The sequence below is a fragment of the Pseudomonas sp. AOB-7 genome (genome assembly GCF_003696305.1).
Taxonomy (GTDB): Bacteria; Pseudomonadota; Gammaproteobacteria; order Pseudomonadales; family Pseudomonadaceae; genus Aquipseudomonas.
Map to the genome: position 1 here is coordinate 22,827 of NZ_RFFK01000021.1, position 14,114 is coordinate 36,940.

Below are 14,114 nucleotides of genomic sequence, written 5' to 3' on the forward strand. Positions count from 1 at the left end.
GGAAGAGGTTCACGTAGGCGTGCCTGCCAAGAAGTGTAGCGGCCAATTGACAGTGCGCCGCTCGCCTTCGTCGCCCCAGGCGGCGCGCAGCGCCGGCGTCAGTTCGGCCACCGGGTCGCGGCCGTGACGCTGTTCCCAGCGTTGCACCGCCGACCAGGTGCGCAGGTAGCCGAGCAGTTGTGCTAGGTCCCAGTGCGCCGAGAGGGCGAAGGGCGGCACTGGCAGGGGCTGCAGCGGCGCCTGGATATCGCGGTAGCCGGCATCGACGCTGCCGCGGCCCGTCGGCCAGCAGCCGGCCAGGGTGCTGGCGTAGAAGTGCTCGATCAGCGGATCGAGCCGCGCATCGATGCTCATCAGGCTGTAACACCAGGCGCAGAACAGCCCGCCAGGGCGCAGCAGACGGGCGACTTCGGCGAAGAACGCGGCGTCGGCGAACCAGTGCAGGGCCTGGGCGACGACGACCAGGTCGATGCTGGCGTCGGCCAGCGGCTGCCTGCGCGCATCGGCTGCCAGCAGGTGCAGGCCGGCGGCCGCGGGCGTTTGCGCCAGCTGGGCGGCGCTGGCGTCGCAGGCCAGCACCCGTTCGAAGTGGCGCAGCAGGGGAAGGCTGGCCTGGCCGTTGCCGCAGGCGATATCCAGCGCCAGGCGCCGGCCCGGGCTGTGTGCGGCCAGCCAGTCGAACAGGGCGTCCGGGTAGGCCGGGCGGAAGCTGGCGTAGGCGTCGGCGCGCGCGCCGAACAGTTGGGCGACGTCGCTCATGTCACTTGCTGCGATAGCGCAGACGGGTGCCGAAATTCACCGACATGAGAATTTCGTCCGCGCTCAGTTCGACCGGAAAGTAGGCGCCGGAAATCTGCGCGTGGGCCAGGCTGGCGCCCTCCAGCTGGGCGTGGCGCAAATCCAGGCCGCGCAGGTCGGCGCCGCGGAAGTAGGCGTCGGTGAAGATCACCCCGGCGGCGTCCAGGCTGCGCAGGTCGAGCCCGCGAAAGTCGCCGCCGGACAGGTCGACGGCGACGTCCGTAGGTTTCTGGGCGTTGAAGGCGGCGATGTCGTCGTTGCGCAGCAGGCGATAGAGCGGGTGGTCGAGCTGGCGTGGCTGGCTCATGAGGGTTACCGGTGGCGAGTTCACCGGCAGTATAGAAGCCGCGCCGCGCTTTGCCCGGCGCGGCGTGCCAACTTGTGGTGGGCGGGACTCAGAGCCCCGGCAGACGCTGGCGAATACGTTCCACCAGGCTGTCCAGGCTGGCGCTGTCGTGGGTGTCGACGCGCTTGCTGTGGGCCAGCTCGTCGTCGTCGAGCGCCTCGCGCGTGGCCTGCTGCGCCTGGATCACCTCGAGGGTGGCGTCGGAGGGGTCGCGGCCCTCGCTCTGGCGCTGCGCCAGCCAACCGGCGATCACCGCCTCGGGCGCCTGGCAGTCGAGGATCAGGAAGGGCGCGCCGGTCTGCTCGGCGACTTCGCTGGCGGCCCGGCGCTGCTCGGCCTTGAGGTAGGTGGCGTCGATCACCACCGGGAAGCCGGCCTGCAGCGTCTGGCGCGCCAGCTGGTGCAGGCGCGCGTAGGTGGCGGCGCTGGCATCGGCGTTGTAGATGCCGTCCGCCAGTTGGCCCTGGTGGGCGGCGTCCTGCTCGCCGAACAGGCGCTTGCGCTCGACGTCGGAGCGCAGGCGGATGGTGCCCAGGGCCTCGACCAGGCGCAGCGCCACGTGGCTCTTGCCGACGGCCGAGACGCCGTGGGTGATGGCCAGAAAGGGCGAGGGAATGGCGCTGTAGCTTTCCGCCAAGGCGGCGTAGGCGCGGTACTGGCGCAGGATCACCGCGCGCTGCACCGGGTCCTGCTCCTGGCCGAGGCGGAACAGCGCGACCTTGCCGCGCACCATGGCGCGGTAGGCCTTGTAGAAATTCAGCAACTGCAGCGCGGCATAGTCGCCGGTGCGCTCCAGCCAGGCGCTGACGAAGCGCCGCGACAGGCACTTGAGGCCGCGGTCTTCCAGGTCCATGGCGAGGAAGGCGGCGTCTGCGGTGACGTCGATCAGGCGGAACGGCTCGTTGAACTCGATGCAGTCGAACAGCACCACGCGGCCGTCGATCTGCGCGACGTTGCCCAGGTGGATGTCGCCGTGACACTCGCGAATGAAACCCTGCGCCTTGCGCTCGGTCAGAAGCGGCTGCAGCCGCGCGTAGCTGGACTGCGCCCAGGCTTCGAGGGCATCGAGCTGCTGCAGATCGGCCTTGTCGGCGAGCAGCGGACGGATCTGCTCGAAGTTCTGCTGCACCGGGGCCATCACCGCCTCGGCCGTGCCCAGCGGGTGGTCCTGCGGCACCCGCGGCGCGCTCAGGTGGAAGGCGGCGATCTGCTCGGCGAGCGCGTCGATATGCGCATCACCCAGCTCGCCGCGCGCCTGCACGGCGCTGAGCAGCTGCTCCTGGGGAAACTGGCGCATCTTCAGCGCGTACTCGATGGCCGGCGTGTCGCCGCCCAGCACCGGCGCCTCGGCGCTGCCGCCGATGGCCAGTACCTCCAGGTACAGGTCGTCGGTCAGGCGTTGGTTCAGGCGCAGTTCCTCCTCGCAGAAGTGCTTGCGCGCGGCGAGGTCGGTGAAATCGAGGAAACCGAAGTTGACCGGTTTTTTGATCTTGTAGGCATAAGGACCAGTGAGCAAAACCCAGGAAATGTGGGTCTCAATCAGTTGAAACCCCTCCACAGGATGCGGATACAGGGCCGGGTTCTGCAATGCGGCAATCAGGGCTTGGCTCACGTTCGATCCTTGTTATAGACGCTGTTCGAGGTCGGCATTATGGCCGCTGTGAGCTGCTCTGCAAACCGTCCGGGCGGCGCTGCTGGCCCCTATGTAAAGTGCGTATAATCCCGCCATGACTCGAAAACGCTCCCCCCGCTCAAGCAAGAAATCCCGTTCCGCCGGTCTGCGTCCCTGGCTCGCCTGGGGGCTCAAGCTCGGTCTGGTCGGCCTGGTGATCCTCGCCGGTTTCGCCGTTTACCTCGACGCCGTGGTGCAGGAGAAGTTCTCCGGCAAGCGCTGGACGGTGCCGGCCAAGGTCTACGCGCGGCCGCTGGAGCTGTTCGTCGGCCAGAAGCTGGGCAAGGACGACTTCCTGCGCGAGCTCGACGCCCTGGGTTACCGCCGCGAGAGCGTGGCCAACGGCCCGGGCGCGGTGTCGGTGGCCGGCAACAGCATCGAGCTGCACAGCCGCGGCTTCCAGTTCTACGAGGGCGTCGAACCCTCGCAACGGGTGCGCGTGCGCTTCTCCGGCGACTACGTGGCGGGCCTGACCCAGGCCGATGGCAGCAACCTGGCGGTGGCGCGGCTGGAGCCGCTGCTGATCGGCGGGCTGTACCCGGCGCATCAGGAAGACCGCATCCTGATCAAGCTGGACCAGGTGCCGGCCTACCTGATCGATGCGCTGGTGGCGGTCGAGGACCGCGACTATTTCGATCACTTCGGTGTCTCGCCCAAGGGCATCGCCCGCGCCATGTGGATCAACGCCACCTCGGGGCGCCTGGTGCAGGGCGGCAGTACCCTGACCCAGCAGTTGGTGAAGAACTTCTACCTGACCAACGAACGCACCCTGGTGCGCAAGGCCACCGAAGCGATGATGGCGGTGCTGCTGGAGCTGCACTACGACAAGCGCGAGATCCTCGAAGCCTACATGAACGAGGTGTTCCTCGGTCAGGACGGCCAGCGCGCGGTGCATGGCTTCGGCCTGGCCAGTCAGTACTTCTTCAGCCAGCCGGTCGCCGAGCTGAAGCTGGAGCAGGTCGCGCTGCTGGTCGGCATGGTCAAGGGACCGACCTTCTACAACCCGCGGCGCAACCCCGAACGCGCGCTGGAACGACGCAACCTGGTGCTCGACCTGCTCGCCGAGCAAGGGTCGATCACCGTCGAGGAAGCCGCCGCCGCCAAGCAGAAACCCCTGGGCGTGACCGCGCGCGGCAGCATGGCCGACAGCACCTTCCCGGCCTTCCTCGACCTGGTCAAGCGCCAGCTGCGCGAGGACTACCGCGAGCAGGATCTGACCGAAGAGGGTCTGCGCATCTTCACCAGTTTCGACCCCATCCTCCAGCTCAAGGCCGAGGAGGCGCTGGCCGAGACCCTCAAGCGCCTGGCCGGGCGCAAGGGGGTGGACGAGGTGCAGGCCGGCATGGTGGTGACCAACCCGGAAACCGGCGAGGTACAGGCCCTGATCGGCAGCCGCCAGCCGCGCTTCGCCGGCTTCAACCGCGCCCTCGATGCGCTGCGGCCGATCGGCTCGCTGATCAAGCCGGCGATCTATCTGTCGGCGCTGGAACGACCCAGCCAGTACACCCTGACCAGCTGGCTGCGGGACGAGCCGTTCTCCATCAAGGGCCAGGACGGCCAGGTGTGGAAGCCGCAGAACTATGACCGCAAGGCCCACGGCACCATCTACCTGTACCAGGGGCTGGCGCAGTCGTACAACCTGTCCACGGCCAAGCTCGGCCTGGAAATCGGCGTGCCCAATGTGCTCAAGACCCTCGAGCGACTGGGCGTCGAGCGCCAGTGGCCGGCCTATCCGTCGATGCTGCTGGGCGCCGGCGCGCTGACCCCGATGGAAGTGGCGAACATGTACCAGACCCTGGCCAACGGCGGCTTCAACACGCCGTTGCGCGGCATTCGCAGCGTGCTCACCGCCGACGGCGAGCCGCTCGGCCGCTACCCCTTCCAGATCCAGCAGCGTTTCGATCCGGGCGCCATCTACCTGGTGCAGAACGCCATGCAGCGCACCATGAGCGAAGGCACCGGGCGTTCGGTGTACAGCCAGCTGCCCCGCTCGCTGACCCTGGCCGGCAAGACCGGCACCAGTAACGATTCGCGCGACAGCTGGTTCGCCGGCTTCAGCCAGGACCTGCTGGCGGTGGTCTGGCTGGGTCGTGACGACAACGGCCCGACTCCGCTGACCGGCGCCACCGGCGCCCTGCAGGTGTGGGCCGGCTTCATGCGCAAGGCCGACCCGCTGCCGCTGGACATGCCGATGCCGGACAACGTCACCCAGGCCTGGGTCGACGGCTACAGCGGTCAGGGTTCGGCTTCGGGCTGCCCGAATGCGGTGCAGATGCCTTATATTCGCGGCAGCGAGCCGGCCCCCGGGCCTGCCTGCGGCATCCAGGCGCCGGTCGAGTCGGTGATGGACTGGGTGCGCGGCTGGCTGAACTGAGGGTCGGACAGATCCGGCGTTTTCTGAAGAGGATTGCATGTGAACAACAAGTGGCTTGCCGCGATGCTGGCAACGACGGTGCTGGGCGGTTGCAGTACGGTGCCGCAGGGCTCGATTCCGGTCATTGACGCCGGTGCTCCGCTGTCGTCCGGCAGCGTCGGCGGCGCATCCCCTGCGGGTAGCCCGGCGGCCGCGCCGCAGCGTATCGAAGAGGATTCCGGGGTGGTGGTCATGGTCCCGCAGGGCGTCGTCTCGGCCCCGCTGCAGACCGGCCCGCAGCCCATTACCTCCAGTGGCGGGCTGACCTTCGACCCGCCGCCGGTCAGCCAGCCGGCGGTGCCGGCCCAGGGCGGTTTCAGCGCGCCCGCACCGAGCATGCCCAGCGGTATTCCCAGCGGCGGCGGCCTGGCTGCAGACGAACAGCTCGACGGCCCGGTGCTGGCGCTGTTGACCACGGCCCAGCAGCAGCAGGGTAGTGGCGACCTCAACGGCGCGTCCTCCAGTCTGGAGCGTGCCCAGCGCATCGCCCCGCGCGAGCCGCAGGTGCTCTATCGCCTGGCCGAGGTGCGTCTTGCCCAGGGCGATGCGGCGCAGGCCGAGCAGTTCGCCCGCCGCGGCCTGACCTACGCCAGTGGTCGTCCGGCCTTGCAGGCCAGCCTGTGGAACCTGATCGCCCAGGCGCGGGAGCGTCAGGGCGACCCGGCCGGCGCCGCGCAGGCGCGCGAACGGGCGCGGGTGAGTCTCTGATGGAGGCCCGCGTCGCGTTGTTGGCCGAGCAATTGTTGCTGATCGAGCGCGAGTTGCGTCTGCTCGGCTGGTGGGATGAGCAGGCGCCCAGCGCCGAAGCCCTGGCCAGCCAGGAGCCGTTCTGCGTCGACAGCCTGACTTTCGAGCAGTGGCTGCAGTGGATCTTCCTGCCGCGTATGAAGCAGCTGCTCGAGGCCAACGCCGCGCTGCCGTCGGTGTCGGGGATTCAGGTCATGGCCGAGATGGTCTATCGCGAACAGCCGGGCGTTGCGCGCCGGCTGCTGGAATTGTTGGGCGAGTTCGATCGCCTGCTGACAGCTGCGCCCTGACGGGCGCGCTCGGGAAGGGTCAGTTGCAGTTTTCCGCTATGGACTTCTTCAGCTCGGCGATGCGCTCCTGACGCTCGTTCTCGTCGATGCGGCGCACTTCGCCTTCTTCCTCGATGCGCAGGCGCGGATTGTTCTCCAGTTGCGCCAGGTTGGTGCGGGCGTTCTCGCAGTACTGCTTGCGCTCCGCCTCCTTGGCGGCAATCTGCTGCTTGACCTTCTTGTCGATAGCCGCCTGTTCCGGGTCGAGCAGTTCCTCGACGCTGGGCGCGGGCTCGGCCGGCGCCTGGCGCGGCGGCGGGGCGGAGGTGCTGATCGCGGTGGCGGGCTGGCCCTGCGGCGGCTGCGCGCTGAAGTGGGTCACGCCCTGCGCATCTACCCACTTGTAGACCTGGCTGGCCATGGCGGTTGCGCTCAGGGCAAGCATCAAACTGCCAGTAAGAATCATGTGGCGCATGCGGTTTCCTTTCTCAAAAGCTGCGGTGCTGCCGGTTACTATAACCAAAAGCCAGCAATCTTCATCCTGCGCTGCGTCACAGCGGTGGCTCGAATAATCGGTTACACATCGCTTGACTTGCCTCCGCCGAACCCGAACAATCCAGCCTTCCCCGCAGTGGAGTCCGCCGCAAGCGTCCTCCAGCTCGGGGCAAAGAGGCGCTACCCGCGCCGAACCGTGACACCCGCAACGCGTTACCTCGCGCTGGGAGGGTCAGCCCCGCAAGACCATGGGCTGCTCCGTTACTCGTCAAGCTGATGTTCCGAATCCACGATCACCGTCGTGCATGTCCGCTGACAGTAAGACCTACTTAGGGCTACCCGTTGTCGGGTGGCATACTGGCGTTCAAGAGGTGAATAACGTGGAGCTTTTATCCGGCGCTGAAATGGTCGTCCGCTTCCTGCGTGACGAAGGCGTTAAGCACATCTACGGGTACCCTGGTGGTGCTCTCCTGCATATCTACGATGCCCTGTTCAAAGAACCGGAAGTGACCCACATCCTGGTTCGTCACGAACAGGCAGCGACCCATATGGCCGACGGCTATGCCCGCGCCACCGGCAAGGCCGGCGTGGTGCTGGTGACCTCCGGCCCCGGTGCGACCAATGCCATCACCGGCATCGCCACCGCCTACATGGACTCCATCCCGATGGTGGTGATCTCCGGCCAGGTGCCGAGCGCCATGGTCGGCACCGATGCCTTCCAGGAAACCGACATGATCGGTATCTCCCGGCCCATCGTGAAACACAGCTTCATGATCAAGCACCCTTCGGAAATTCCCGAAGTGATGAAGAAGGCCTTCTATCTCGCCGAATCCGGCCGTCCCGGCCCGGTGGTGGTGGACATTCCCAAGGACATGACCAACCCGGCCGAGAAGTTCGAGTACGTCTATCCGAAGAAGGTCAAGCTGCGCTCCTACAGCCCAGCCGTGCGCGGTCATTCCGGGCAGATTCGCAAGGCCGCCGAGATGCTCCTGGCCGCCAAGCGTCCGGTGATGTACTCCGGTGGCGGGGTGATCATGGGCGGCGCCGCGGCGCCGTTGACCGAGCTGGCGCAGATGCTCAACCTGCCGGTGACCAACACCCTGATGGGCCTGGGCGGCTATCCGGGCACCGACCGCCAGTTCCTCGGCATGCTCGGCATGCACGGCAGCTACACAGCCAACCTGGCGATGCACCATGCCGACGTGATTCTCGCCGTCGGCGCGCGCTTCGACGACCGGGTGATCAACGGTCCGGCCAAGTTCTGCCCGAACGCCAAGATCATCCACATCGACATCGATCCGGCCTCGATCTCCAAGACCATCAAGGCCGACATCCCGATCGTCGGTCCGGTGGACAGCGTATTGACCGAGATGGTCGCCATCCTCAAGGAAATCGGCGAAACCCCGAACAAGGACACCGTCGCCAGCTGGTGGAAGCAGATCGACGAGTGGCGCGGCAGCGGTCGCCTGTTCCCCTACAACGAGGGCGACGGCTCGATCATCAAGCCGCAGACCGTGATCGAAACCCTGTGCGAAGTGACCCGCGGCGATGCCTTCGTCACCTCCGATGTCGGCCAGCACCAGATGTTCGCGGCGCAGTACTACCGCTTCAACAAGCCCAATCGCTGGATCAACTCCGGCGGCCTGGGCACCATGGGCTTCGGCTTCCCGGCCGCCATGGGCGTCAAGCTGAACTTCCCGGAGGCCGATGTGGCCTGCGTCACCGGCGAGGGCAGCATCCAGATGAACATTCAGGAGCTGTCGACCTGCCTGCAGTACGACCTGCCGGTGAAGATCGTCAACCTCAACAACGGTGCGTTGGGCATGGTCCGCCAGTGGCAGGACATGCAGTACAACAGCCGCTACTCGCACTCCTACATGGAGTCGCTGCCGGACTTCGTCAAGCTGGCCGAGGCCTATGGTCACGTGGGCATGCGCATCACCCAGCTCAAGGACCTCAAGCCCAAGCTGGAAGAAGCCTTCGCCCTGAAGAACCGCCTGGTGTTCCTCGACATCGCGGTGGACGACAGCGAGCACGTCTATCCGATGCAGATCAGAGACGGTGCCATGCGCGACATGTGGCTGAGCAAGACGGAGCGGACCTAAGATGCGACACATCATCTCCCTGCTGATGGAAAACGAGCCGGGCGCACTGTCCCGCGTGGTCGGTCTGTTCTCCCAGCGCAACTACAACATCGAAAGCCTGACCGTGGCGCCGACCGAGGACCCGACCCTGTCGCGTCTGACGCTGACCACCATCGGTCATGACGAGGTGATCGAGCAAATCACTAAGAACCTCAACAAGCTGGTCGAGGTGGTCAAGCTGGTCAACCTGTCGGAGAGCGCCCATATCGAGCGCGAGCTGATGCTGGTCAAGATCAAGGCCACCGGCGCCCAGCGCGCCGAGGTCAAGCGCACCACCGACATCTTCCGTGGACAGATCGTCGACGTGACCAGCAGCGTCTACACCGTGCAGCTGGCCGGCACCAGCGACAAGCTCGACAGCTTCATTCAGGCCATCGGCACCGCGTCGATCCTGGAGACTGTGCGCAGTGGCGTCACCGGTATCGCCCGCGGCGACAAGGTACTGAGTATCTGACTGCCGCGTTGAGAAAAGCCCCGCCTGGTGCGGGGCTTTTTATTGCCTGGATTTACTGCTGGCGGTTCCAGAAGGCCGCGATCAGCGGGTCCTTGAGGCGTTTTTCCAGGGCGAATAGACCAATGTCGTAGGCGGTCAACGGCGGCTGGATATCGTAGATGCGGATGCGCGCGGTCAGGGGGCTGTTGTCGAGCACGATCTGCGGCACCACGCCGATACCGAAGCCCAGGCTGACCATGCTGACGATGGCTTCGTTGCCGCTCACCTGGGCATAGATCCGCGGTTTGATGTTGTGGCTTTTCAGCCAGCGGTCGGTGCGGGTGCGGGCCAGGCCCTCCTCCGAGAGAATCATCGGCACGTCCTTCCAGCTCTCCGCGGTAGGCTGCCTAAGCTGTTCCTCGTTCAATAGCTGGGGCGACTGCGGGCCGATAAAGCGCAGCGCGGAGCGAGTGATCGGCTGGAACTCGATGCCGGCCGGCAGGTGGTCGGGGCGGGCGCCGATGGCGAGATCCTCCAGCCCCTGCTGCACGCGTTCGACGGCGGTTGCCGGGTCGCCGGTGTGCAGCTTCATTTCGATGCGCGGGTAGTCCAGACGGAAGCTGCTGAGGATGTCGTAGAGGAAGCTGTAGCTGGCCGTGACCGAGCAGTACAGGGACAGTTCGCCGTGCAGGATCAGCTGATCCTGCTTGAACCTCTGGCGAATGGCCTGCCAGCCGTTGATGACCTCGCTGGCATACTCGCGAAATTGTTGCCCCTCGCGGGTCAGGCGGACCGAGCGGTTGTCGCGCAGGAACAGCGTTGCGCCGAGTTCGTCTTCGAGTTGCTTGATGCTGCGACTGAGTGCGGAAGGGCTGACGTGCTGCTCGCGGCTGGTTTTGCCGAAGTGCAGGTTGTCGGCCAGGGACAGAAAGAGCCTGAGTGCGTGACTATCCATAACTGTTTCATATATCGGCATGTTGTATTGCAAATATATCATTTTACGCAATGGGGCGGATCACTTAAGGTGCCTCTGTCGCGGTGCTTGCACCCCCATTCCTTTCGATTCAAAGAGCCAAGACCATGAAAGTTTATTACGACAAAGATTGCGACCTCTCGATCATCCAGGGCAAGAAAGTCGCCGTTATCGGCTACGGTTCCCAGGGCCACGCCCAGGCGTGCAACCTGAAGGACTCCGGTGTCGACGTCACCATCGGTCTGCGCAAAGGCTCCGCTACCGTTGCCAAGGCCGAAGCCCATGGCCTGAAAGTCACCGACGTGGCCACCGCCGTTGCCAATGCCGACCTGGTGATGATCCTCACCCCGGACGAGTTCCAGGGCCGCCTGTACAAGGAAGAGATCGAGCCGAACATCAAGAAGGGCGCCACCCTGGCCTTCTCCCACGGTTTCTCGATCCACTACAACCAGGTCGTACCGCGTGCCGACCTCGACGTGATCATGATCGCGCCGAAGGCCCCGGGCCACACCGTGCGCTCCGAGTTCGTCAAGGGCGGCGGCATCCCTGACCTGATCGCCATCTACCAGGACGCCTCCGGCAACGCCAAGAACGTCGCCCTGTCCTACGCCTGCGGCGTCGGCGGCGGCCGTACCGGCATCATCGAAACCACCTTTAAGGACGAGACCGAAACCGACCTGTTCGGCGAGCAGGCCGTGCTCTGTGGCGGTTGCGTCGAGCTGGTCAAGGCCGGTTTCGATACCCTGGTCGAAGCCGGTTACGCGCCGGAAATGGCCTACTTCGAGTGCCTGCACGAGCTGAAGCTGATCGTCGACCTGATGTTCGAAGGCGGCATCGCCAACATGAACTACTCGATCTCCAACAACGCCGAGTACGGCGAGTACGTCACCGGTCCGGAAGTGATCAACGAGCAGTCGCGCGAAGCCATGCGCAACGCGCTCAAGCGCATCCAGAACGGCGAGTACGCCAAGATGTTCATCAGCGAAGGCGCTACCAACTACCCGTCGATGACCGCCTACCGCCGCAACAATGCCGCGCACGGCATCGAAGTGGTCGGCGAGAAGCTGCGCGCGATGATGCCGTGGATCTCCGCCAACAAGATCGTCGACAAGACCAAGAACTAAGGTCTGCGATGTGCGAAAGAACGCGGCTCGATGCCGCGTTTTTTCATTCTGCGGCAAGGCTTCTGGTATAAAGCCTGGGCGTTGAGCGGTGCCCGTGAGGGCGCGCGGTGCGCCATTCTTCAAATCAGTTGCAAGGTGTTGTTCATGAGTGAAGGTCACGAAGAGCCGAAGCGGGGCGCCGACGAAGTCGAAAGCCTGCTGCCGATCGATGAGCATGTGGAGGAGGGTCAGGACGCCGAGGGGCGTAAGGTGCGTCATCGCGGCATCTACCTGCTGCCCAACCTGTTCACCACGGCCAACCTGTTCGCCGGTTTCTACGCCATCATCAATGCGATGAACGGCAACTTCTACGTCGCCGCGGCGGCGGTGTTCGTCGCCATGGTGCTCGACAGCCTGGATGGTCGCGTCGCTCGCCTGACCAACACGCAGAGCGCCTTCGGCGCCGAGTACGATTCGCTGTCCGACATGGTCGCCTTCGGCGTCGCCCCGGCCCTGCTGGCCTTCGAGTGGGCGCTGGGCAGCATGGGCAAGGTCGGCTGGATGGTCGCCTTCATCTATGTCGCCGGCGCGGCGCTGCGCCTGGCGCGCTTCAACACGCAGATCGGCAGCGTCGACAAGCGCTACTTCATCGGCCTGGCCAGCCCGGCCGCAGCCGGCGTGGTGGCCGGTACGGTTTGGGCCTTCAGCGACTTCGGCATCAAGGGCTCGAACATGGCCTTCGCCGTGGCGGTGCTGGTGGCGGCGGCCGGCATGCTGATGGTCAGCAACATCAAGTACTACAGTTTCAAGGATCTCGATCTGAAGGGGCGCGTTCCCTTCGTCGCCATCCTCGCGGTGGTGCTGGTGTTCGCCGTGGTGTTCAGCGACCCGCCGCGTATCCTGCTGATCATCTTCCTCGCCTATGCGGCCTCCGGCCCCATTCAATATTTGTTGCAACTGCGCCGCCGCAAGACTGTGGACTGATGTAATAAAACCTCGGCTCCGCGGTCTATTGGCCCGTCACCTGCCTTTGCCGCGGAGCCATCATGCTGATTCGAATTCCTCCCGCTTCTGCCGCTTCCGAGTCCGAGGTCACCCCAGAAGCCGTTTACCTCTCCCGGCGCCGGTTCATGGGCGGCAGTCTCGGCCTGGCCTCGCTCGCCGCCTTGCCCGCGCTATCCTTCGCCGACGGCGGTCGTTACGCCGATGTGGAGGCGGTCGACGAGCCGGCCTGGTTCAAGGCCAAGCTTGAGAGCGTGCGCTGGCAGGCGGTTACCGCCGGCGACGAAGCCATCACGCCGTACAAGGATGCTTCGCGCTACAACAACTTCTACGAGTTCGGCCCCAATAAGGGCGACCCGGTGCGGCATGCCGCGCAGTTCAAGGTCGAGCCCTGGACGGTGCTCATCGATGGCGAGGTCGGCAAGCCCGGGCGCTACGACATGGCGGCGCTGGCCGAACCGCAGCAGTTGGAGGAGCGCATCTATCGGCTGCGCTGCGTCGAGGCTTGGTCGATGGTCATTCCCTGGCTGGGTTTTCCCCTGGCGGATCTGCTCAGCCAGGCCGAACCCACCAGCCAGGCCAAGTACGTGCGTTTCGAGACCCTGGTCGACGCCGAGCGCATGGTCGGCCAACGCTCCGGATTTTCCCTGATCGATTGGCCCTACGTCGAAGGCCTGCGTCTGGACGAGGCCATGCATCCGCTGGCCTTCATGGCGGTGGGCATGTATGGGCGCACGCTGCCGGCGCAGAACGGCGCGCCGTTGCGCCTGGTGGTGCCCTGGAAATACGGTTTCAAGAGCATCAAGTCCATCGTGCGCATCAGCCTGGTGCGGGACGAGCCGGTCAATACCTGGCAGGCGCTGGCACCCAATGAGTATGGCTTCTACGCCAACGTCAACCCGCAGGTGGACCATCCGCGCTGGTCGCAGGCGCAGGAGCGGCGTCTGCCGAGCAGCCTGTTCAGCCCCAATGTGATGAAGACCCGGCTGTTCAACGGCTACGACGAAGTCGCCGGCCTCTATAGCGACCTCGATCTAAGGAAGCACTACTGATGCGTTATGTCGGGTGGCGGAGCGCGGTGTTCATGGCGGCCTTGGCGGTGCCGCTCTACTGGCTGTACCAGGCCTGGATCTTTGCCCTGGGCGCCGACCCAGGCAAGACGCTGGTCGATTATCTGGGGCTGGGCACCCTGGTCCTGCTGTTGCTCACCCTGTCGATGACACCGCTGCAGCGTCTCAGCGGATGGGGTGGTTGGATCGCCGTGCGCCGGCAGCTTGGCCTCTGGTGCTTTACTTATGCCGTGCTGCATCTGTCGGCCTATGCGGTGTTCCTGGTGGGGCTAGATGTTGAGCAGTTGCTGGTTGATCTGCGTAAGCGGCCCTATATCATCGTCGGCATGCTGACCTTTATCGGTTTGCTGATGCTGGCTCTGACCTCCAATAGGTTCAGCATTCGCCGGCTCGGCAAGCGCTGGAAGGCGCTGCACCGGCTGGTTTATCCGATTCTGCTGCTGGCGCTGCTGCATATGCTCTGGGTCGTGCGCGCCGATCTGGGTGAGTGGCTGCTGTATGCCGTGATCGGTGCCTTCCTCTTGCTGCTGCGTTTCCCGCCGGTATCTGTGGCTTGGCAGGGGTTGGGGCAGTGGCTGCGCAGCACTTTGCGCAGGAGCCCAATAAAAGCTTGACGCGTTTTCCTCAGGCGGTAGAATGCGCGCCACTT

Annotated in this window: 14 protein-coding genes; 9 read left to right on the forward strand and 5 right to left on the reverse strand. The window is 65.2% G+C overall.

Going from position 1 to position 14,114, the window contains the following annotated elements; genetic code table 11:
• Nucleotides 1–9 precede the first annotated feature (9 nt).
• From EA796_RS22125 to EA796_RS22135, 3 genes are all read right to left on the reverse strand, one after another.
• Entirely contained in the window at nucleotides 10–759 is a 750-nt protein-coding gene (locus EA796_RS22125; RefSeq protein ID WP_122110182.1) for a class I SAM-dependent methyltransferase, read from the reverse strand.
• A gap of 1 nt (nucleotide 760) precedes the next feature.
• Nucleotides 761–1,105: a pentapeptide repeat-containing protein gene (locus EA796_RS22130; protein WP_122110183.1), complete on the reverse strand. Its 345-nt coding sequence runs from the start codon at nucleotides 1,103–1,105 to the stop codon at nucleotides 761–763.
• A gap of 88 nt (nucleotides 1,106–1,193) precedes the next feature.
• On the reverse strand, nucleotides 1,194–2,756 hold the full coding sequence (locus EA796_RS22135) for a bifunctional aminoglycoside phosphotransferase/ATP-binding protein (RefSeq protein ID WP_122110184.1): 1,563 nt from the start codon (nucleotides 2,754–2,756) through the stop codon (nucleotides 1,194–1,196).
• A 115-nt stretch (nucleotides 2,757–2,871) separates the two neighbouring features.
• On the opposite strand from EA796_RS22135, the gene mrcB reads away from it, so the two are divergent.
• The 3 genes from mrcB (at nucleotide 2,872) to EA796_RS22150 (ending at nucleotide 6,266) form a co-directional block, all read left to right on the forward strand.
• Nucleotides 2,872–5,190 carry a penicillin-binding protein 1B gene (gene mrcB / locus EA796_RS22140; protein ID WP_122110185.1) on the forward strand — a complete coding sequence of 773 codons (2,319 nt, stop codon included), beginning with the start codon at nucleotides 2,872–2,874 and terminating at the stop codon, nucleotides 5,188–5,190.
• A 63-nt stretch (nucleotides 5,191–5,253) separates the two neighbouring features.
• Nucleotides 5,254–5,937 carry a M48 family metallopeptidase gene (locus EA796_RS22145; RefSeq protein WP_122110191.1) on the forward strand — a complete coding sequence of 228 codons (684 nt, stop codon included), beginning with the start codon at nucleotides 5,254–5,256 and terminating at the stop codon, nucleotides 5,935–5,937.
• Nucleotides 5,937–6,266, forward strand: a complete 330-nt coding sequence (locus EA796_RS22150) for a YqcC family protein (protein WP_122110186.1) — start codon at nucleotides 5,937–5,939, stop codon at nucleotides 6,264–6,266. The genes EA796_RS22145 and EA796_RS22150 overlap by 1 nt, the downstream gene beginning before the upstream one ends.
• A gap of 19 nt (nucleotides 6,267–6,285) precedes the next feature.
• Here the strand turns inward: EA796_RS22150 and EA796_RS22155 are convergent, their stop codons facing one another.
• Nucleotides 6,286–6,720: a DUF4124 domain-containing protein gene (locus tag EA796_RS22155; protein WP_021445772.1), complete on the reverse strand. Its 435-nt coding sequence runs from the start codon at nucleotides 6,718–6,720 to the stop codon at nucleotides 6,286–6,288.
• A 400-nt stretch (nucleotides 6,721–7,120) separates the two neighbouring features.
• Between EA796_RS22155 and EA796_RS22160 the strand changes: the two genes are divergently transcribed.
• Together EA796_RS22160 and ilvN are read left to right on the forward strand one after the other, a co-directional pair.
• Nucleotides 7,121–8,845 carry an acetolactate synthase 3 large subunit gene (locus EA796_RS22160; protein WP_031303789.1) on the forward strand — a complete coding sequence of 575 codons (1,725 nt, stop codon included), beginning with the start codon at nucleotides 7,121–7,123 and terminating at the stop codon, nucleotides 8,843–8,845.
• A gap of 1 nt (nucleotide 8,846) precedes the next feature.
• Nucleotides 8,847–9,338: an acetolactate synthase small subunit gene (gene ilvN, locus EA796_RS22165; RefSeq protein ID WP_021445770.1), complete on the forward strand. Its 492-nt coding sequence runs from the start codon at nucleotides 8,847–8,849 to the stop codon at nucleotides 9,336–9,338.
• Nucleotides 9,339–9,390: 52 nt separating this feature from the next.
• Here the strand turns inward: ilvN and ilvY are convergent, their stop codons facing one another.
• Nucleotides 9,391–10,272, reverse strand: coding sequence for an HTH-type transcriptional activator IlvY (ilvY, locus tag EA796_RS22170; protein WP_122110187.1), 882 nt, complete (start codon nucleotides 10,270–10,272; stop codon nucleotides 9,391–9,393).
• Between the two features lie 125 nt (nucleotides 10,273–10,397).
• Here ilvY and ilvC point away from each other — a divergent pair, with 125 nt between their 5' ends.
• The 4 genes from ilvC to msrQ all read left to right on the forward strand — a co-directional run bounded on the left by ilvC (nucleotide 10,398) and on the right by msrQ (nucleotide 14,079).
• Entirely contained in the window at nucleotides 10,398–11,414 is a 1,017-nt protein-coding gene (ilvC, locus tag EA796_RS22175) for a ketol-acid reductoisomerase (protein ID WP_021445768.1), read from the forward strand.
• 144 nt (nucleotides 11,415–11,558) lie between these two features.
• The gene (pssA, locus tag EA796_RS22180) at nucleotides 11,559–12,377 is read left to right on the forward strand and encodes a CDP-diacylglycerol--serine O-phosphatidyltransferase (protein WP_021445767.1); all 819 of its coding nucleotides are present in this window, start codon (nucleotides 11,559–11,561) and stop codon (nucleotides 12,375–12,377) included.
• 62 nt (nucleotides 12,378–12,439) lie between these two features.
• Nucleotides 12,440–13,447, forward strand: coding sequence for a protein-methionine-sulfoxide reductase catalytic subunit MsrP (gene msrP, locus EA796_RS22185; RefSeq protein WP_122110188.1), 1,008 nt, complete (start codon nucleotides 12,440–12,442; stop codon nucleotides 13,445–13,447).
• Nucleotides 13,447–14,079, forward strand: coding sequence for a protein-methionine-sulfoxide reductase heme-binding subunit MsrQ (gene msrQ, locus EA796_RS22190; protein WP_122110189.1), 633 nt, complete (start codon nucleotides 13,447–13,449; stop codon nucleotides 14,077–14,079). The genes msrP and msrQ overlap by 1 nt, the downstream gene beginning before the upstream one ends.
• Nucleotides 14,080–14,114: the final 35 nt, after the last annotated feature.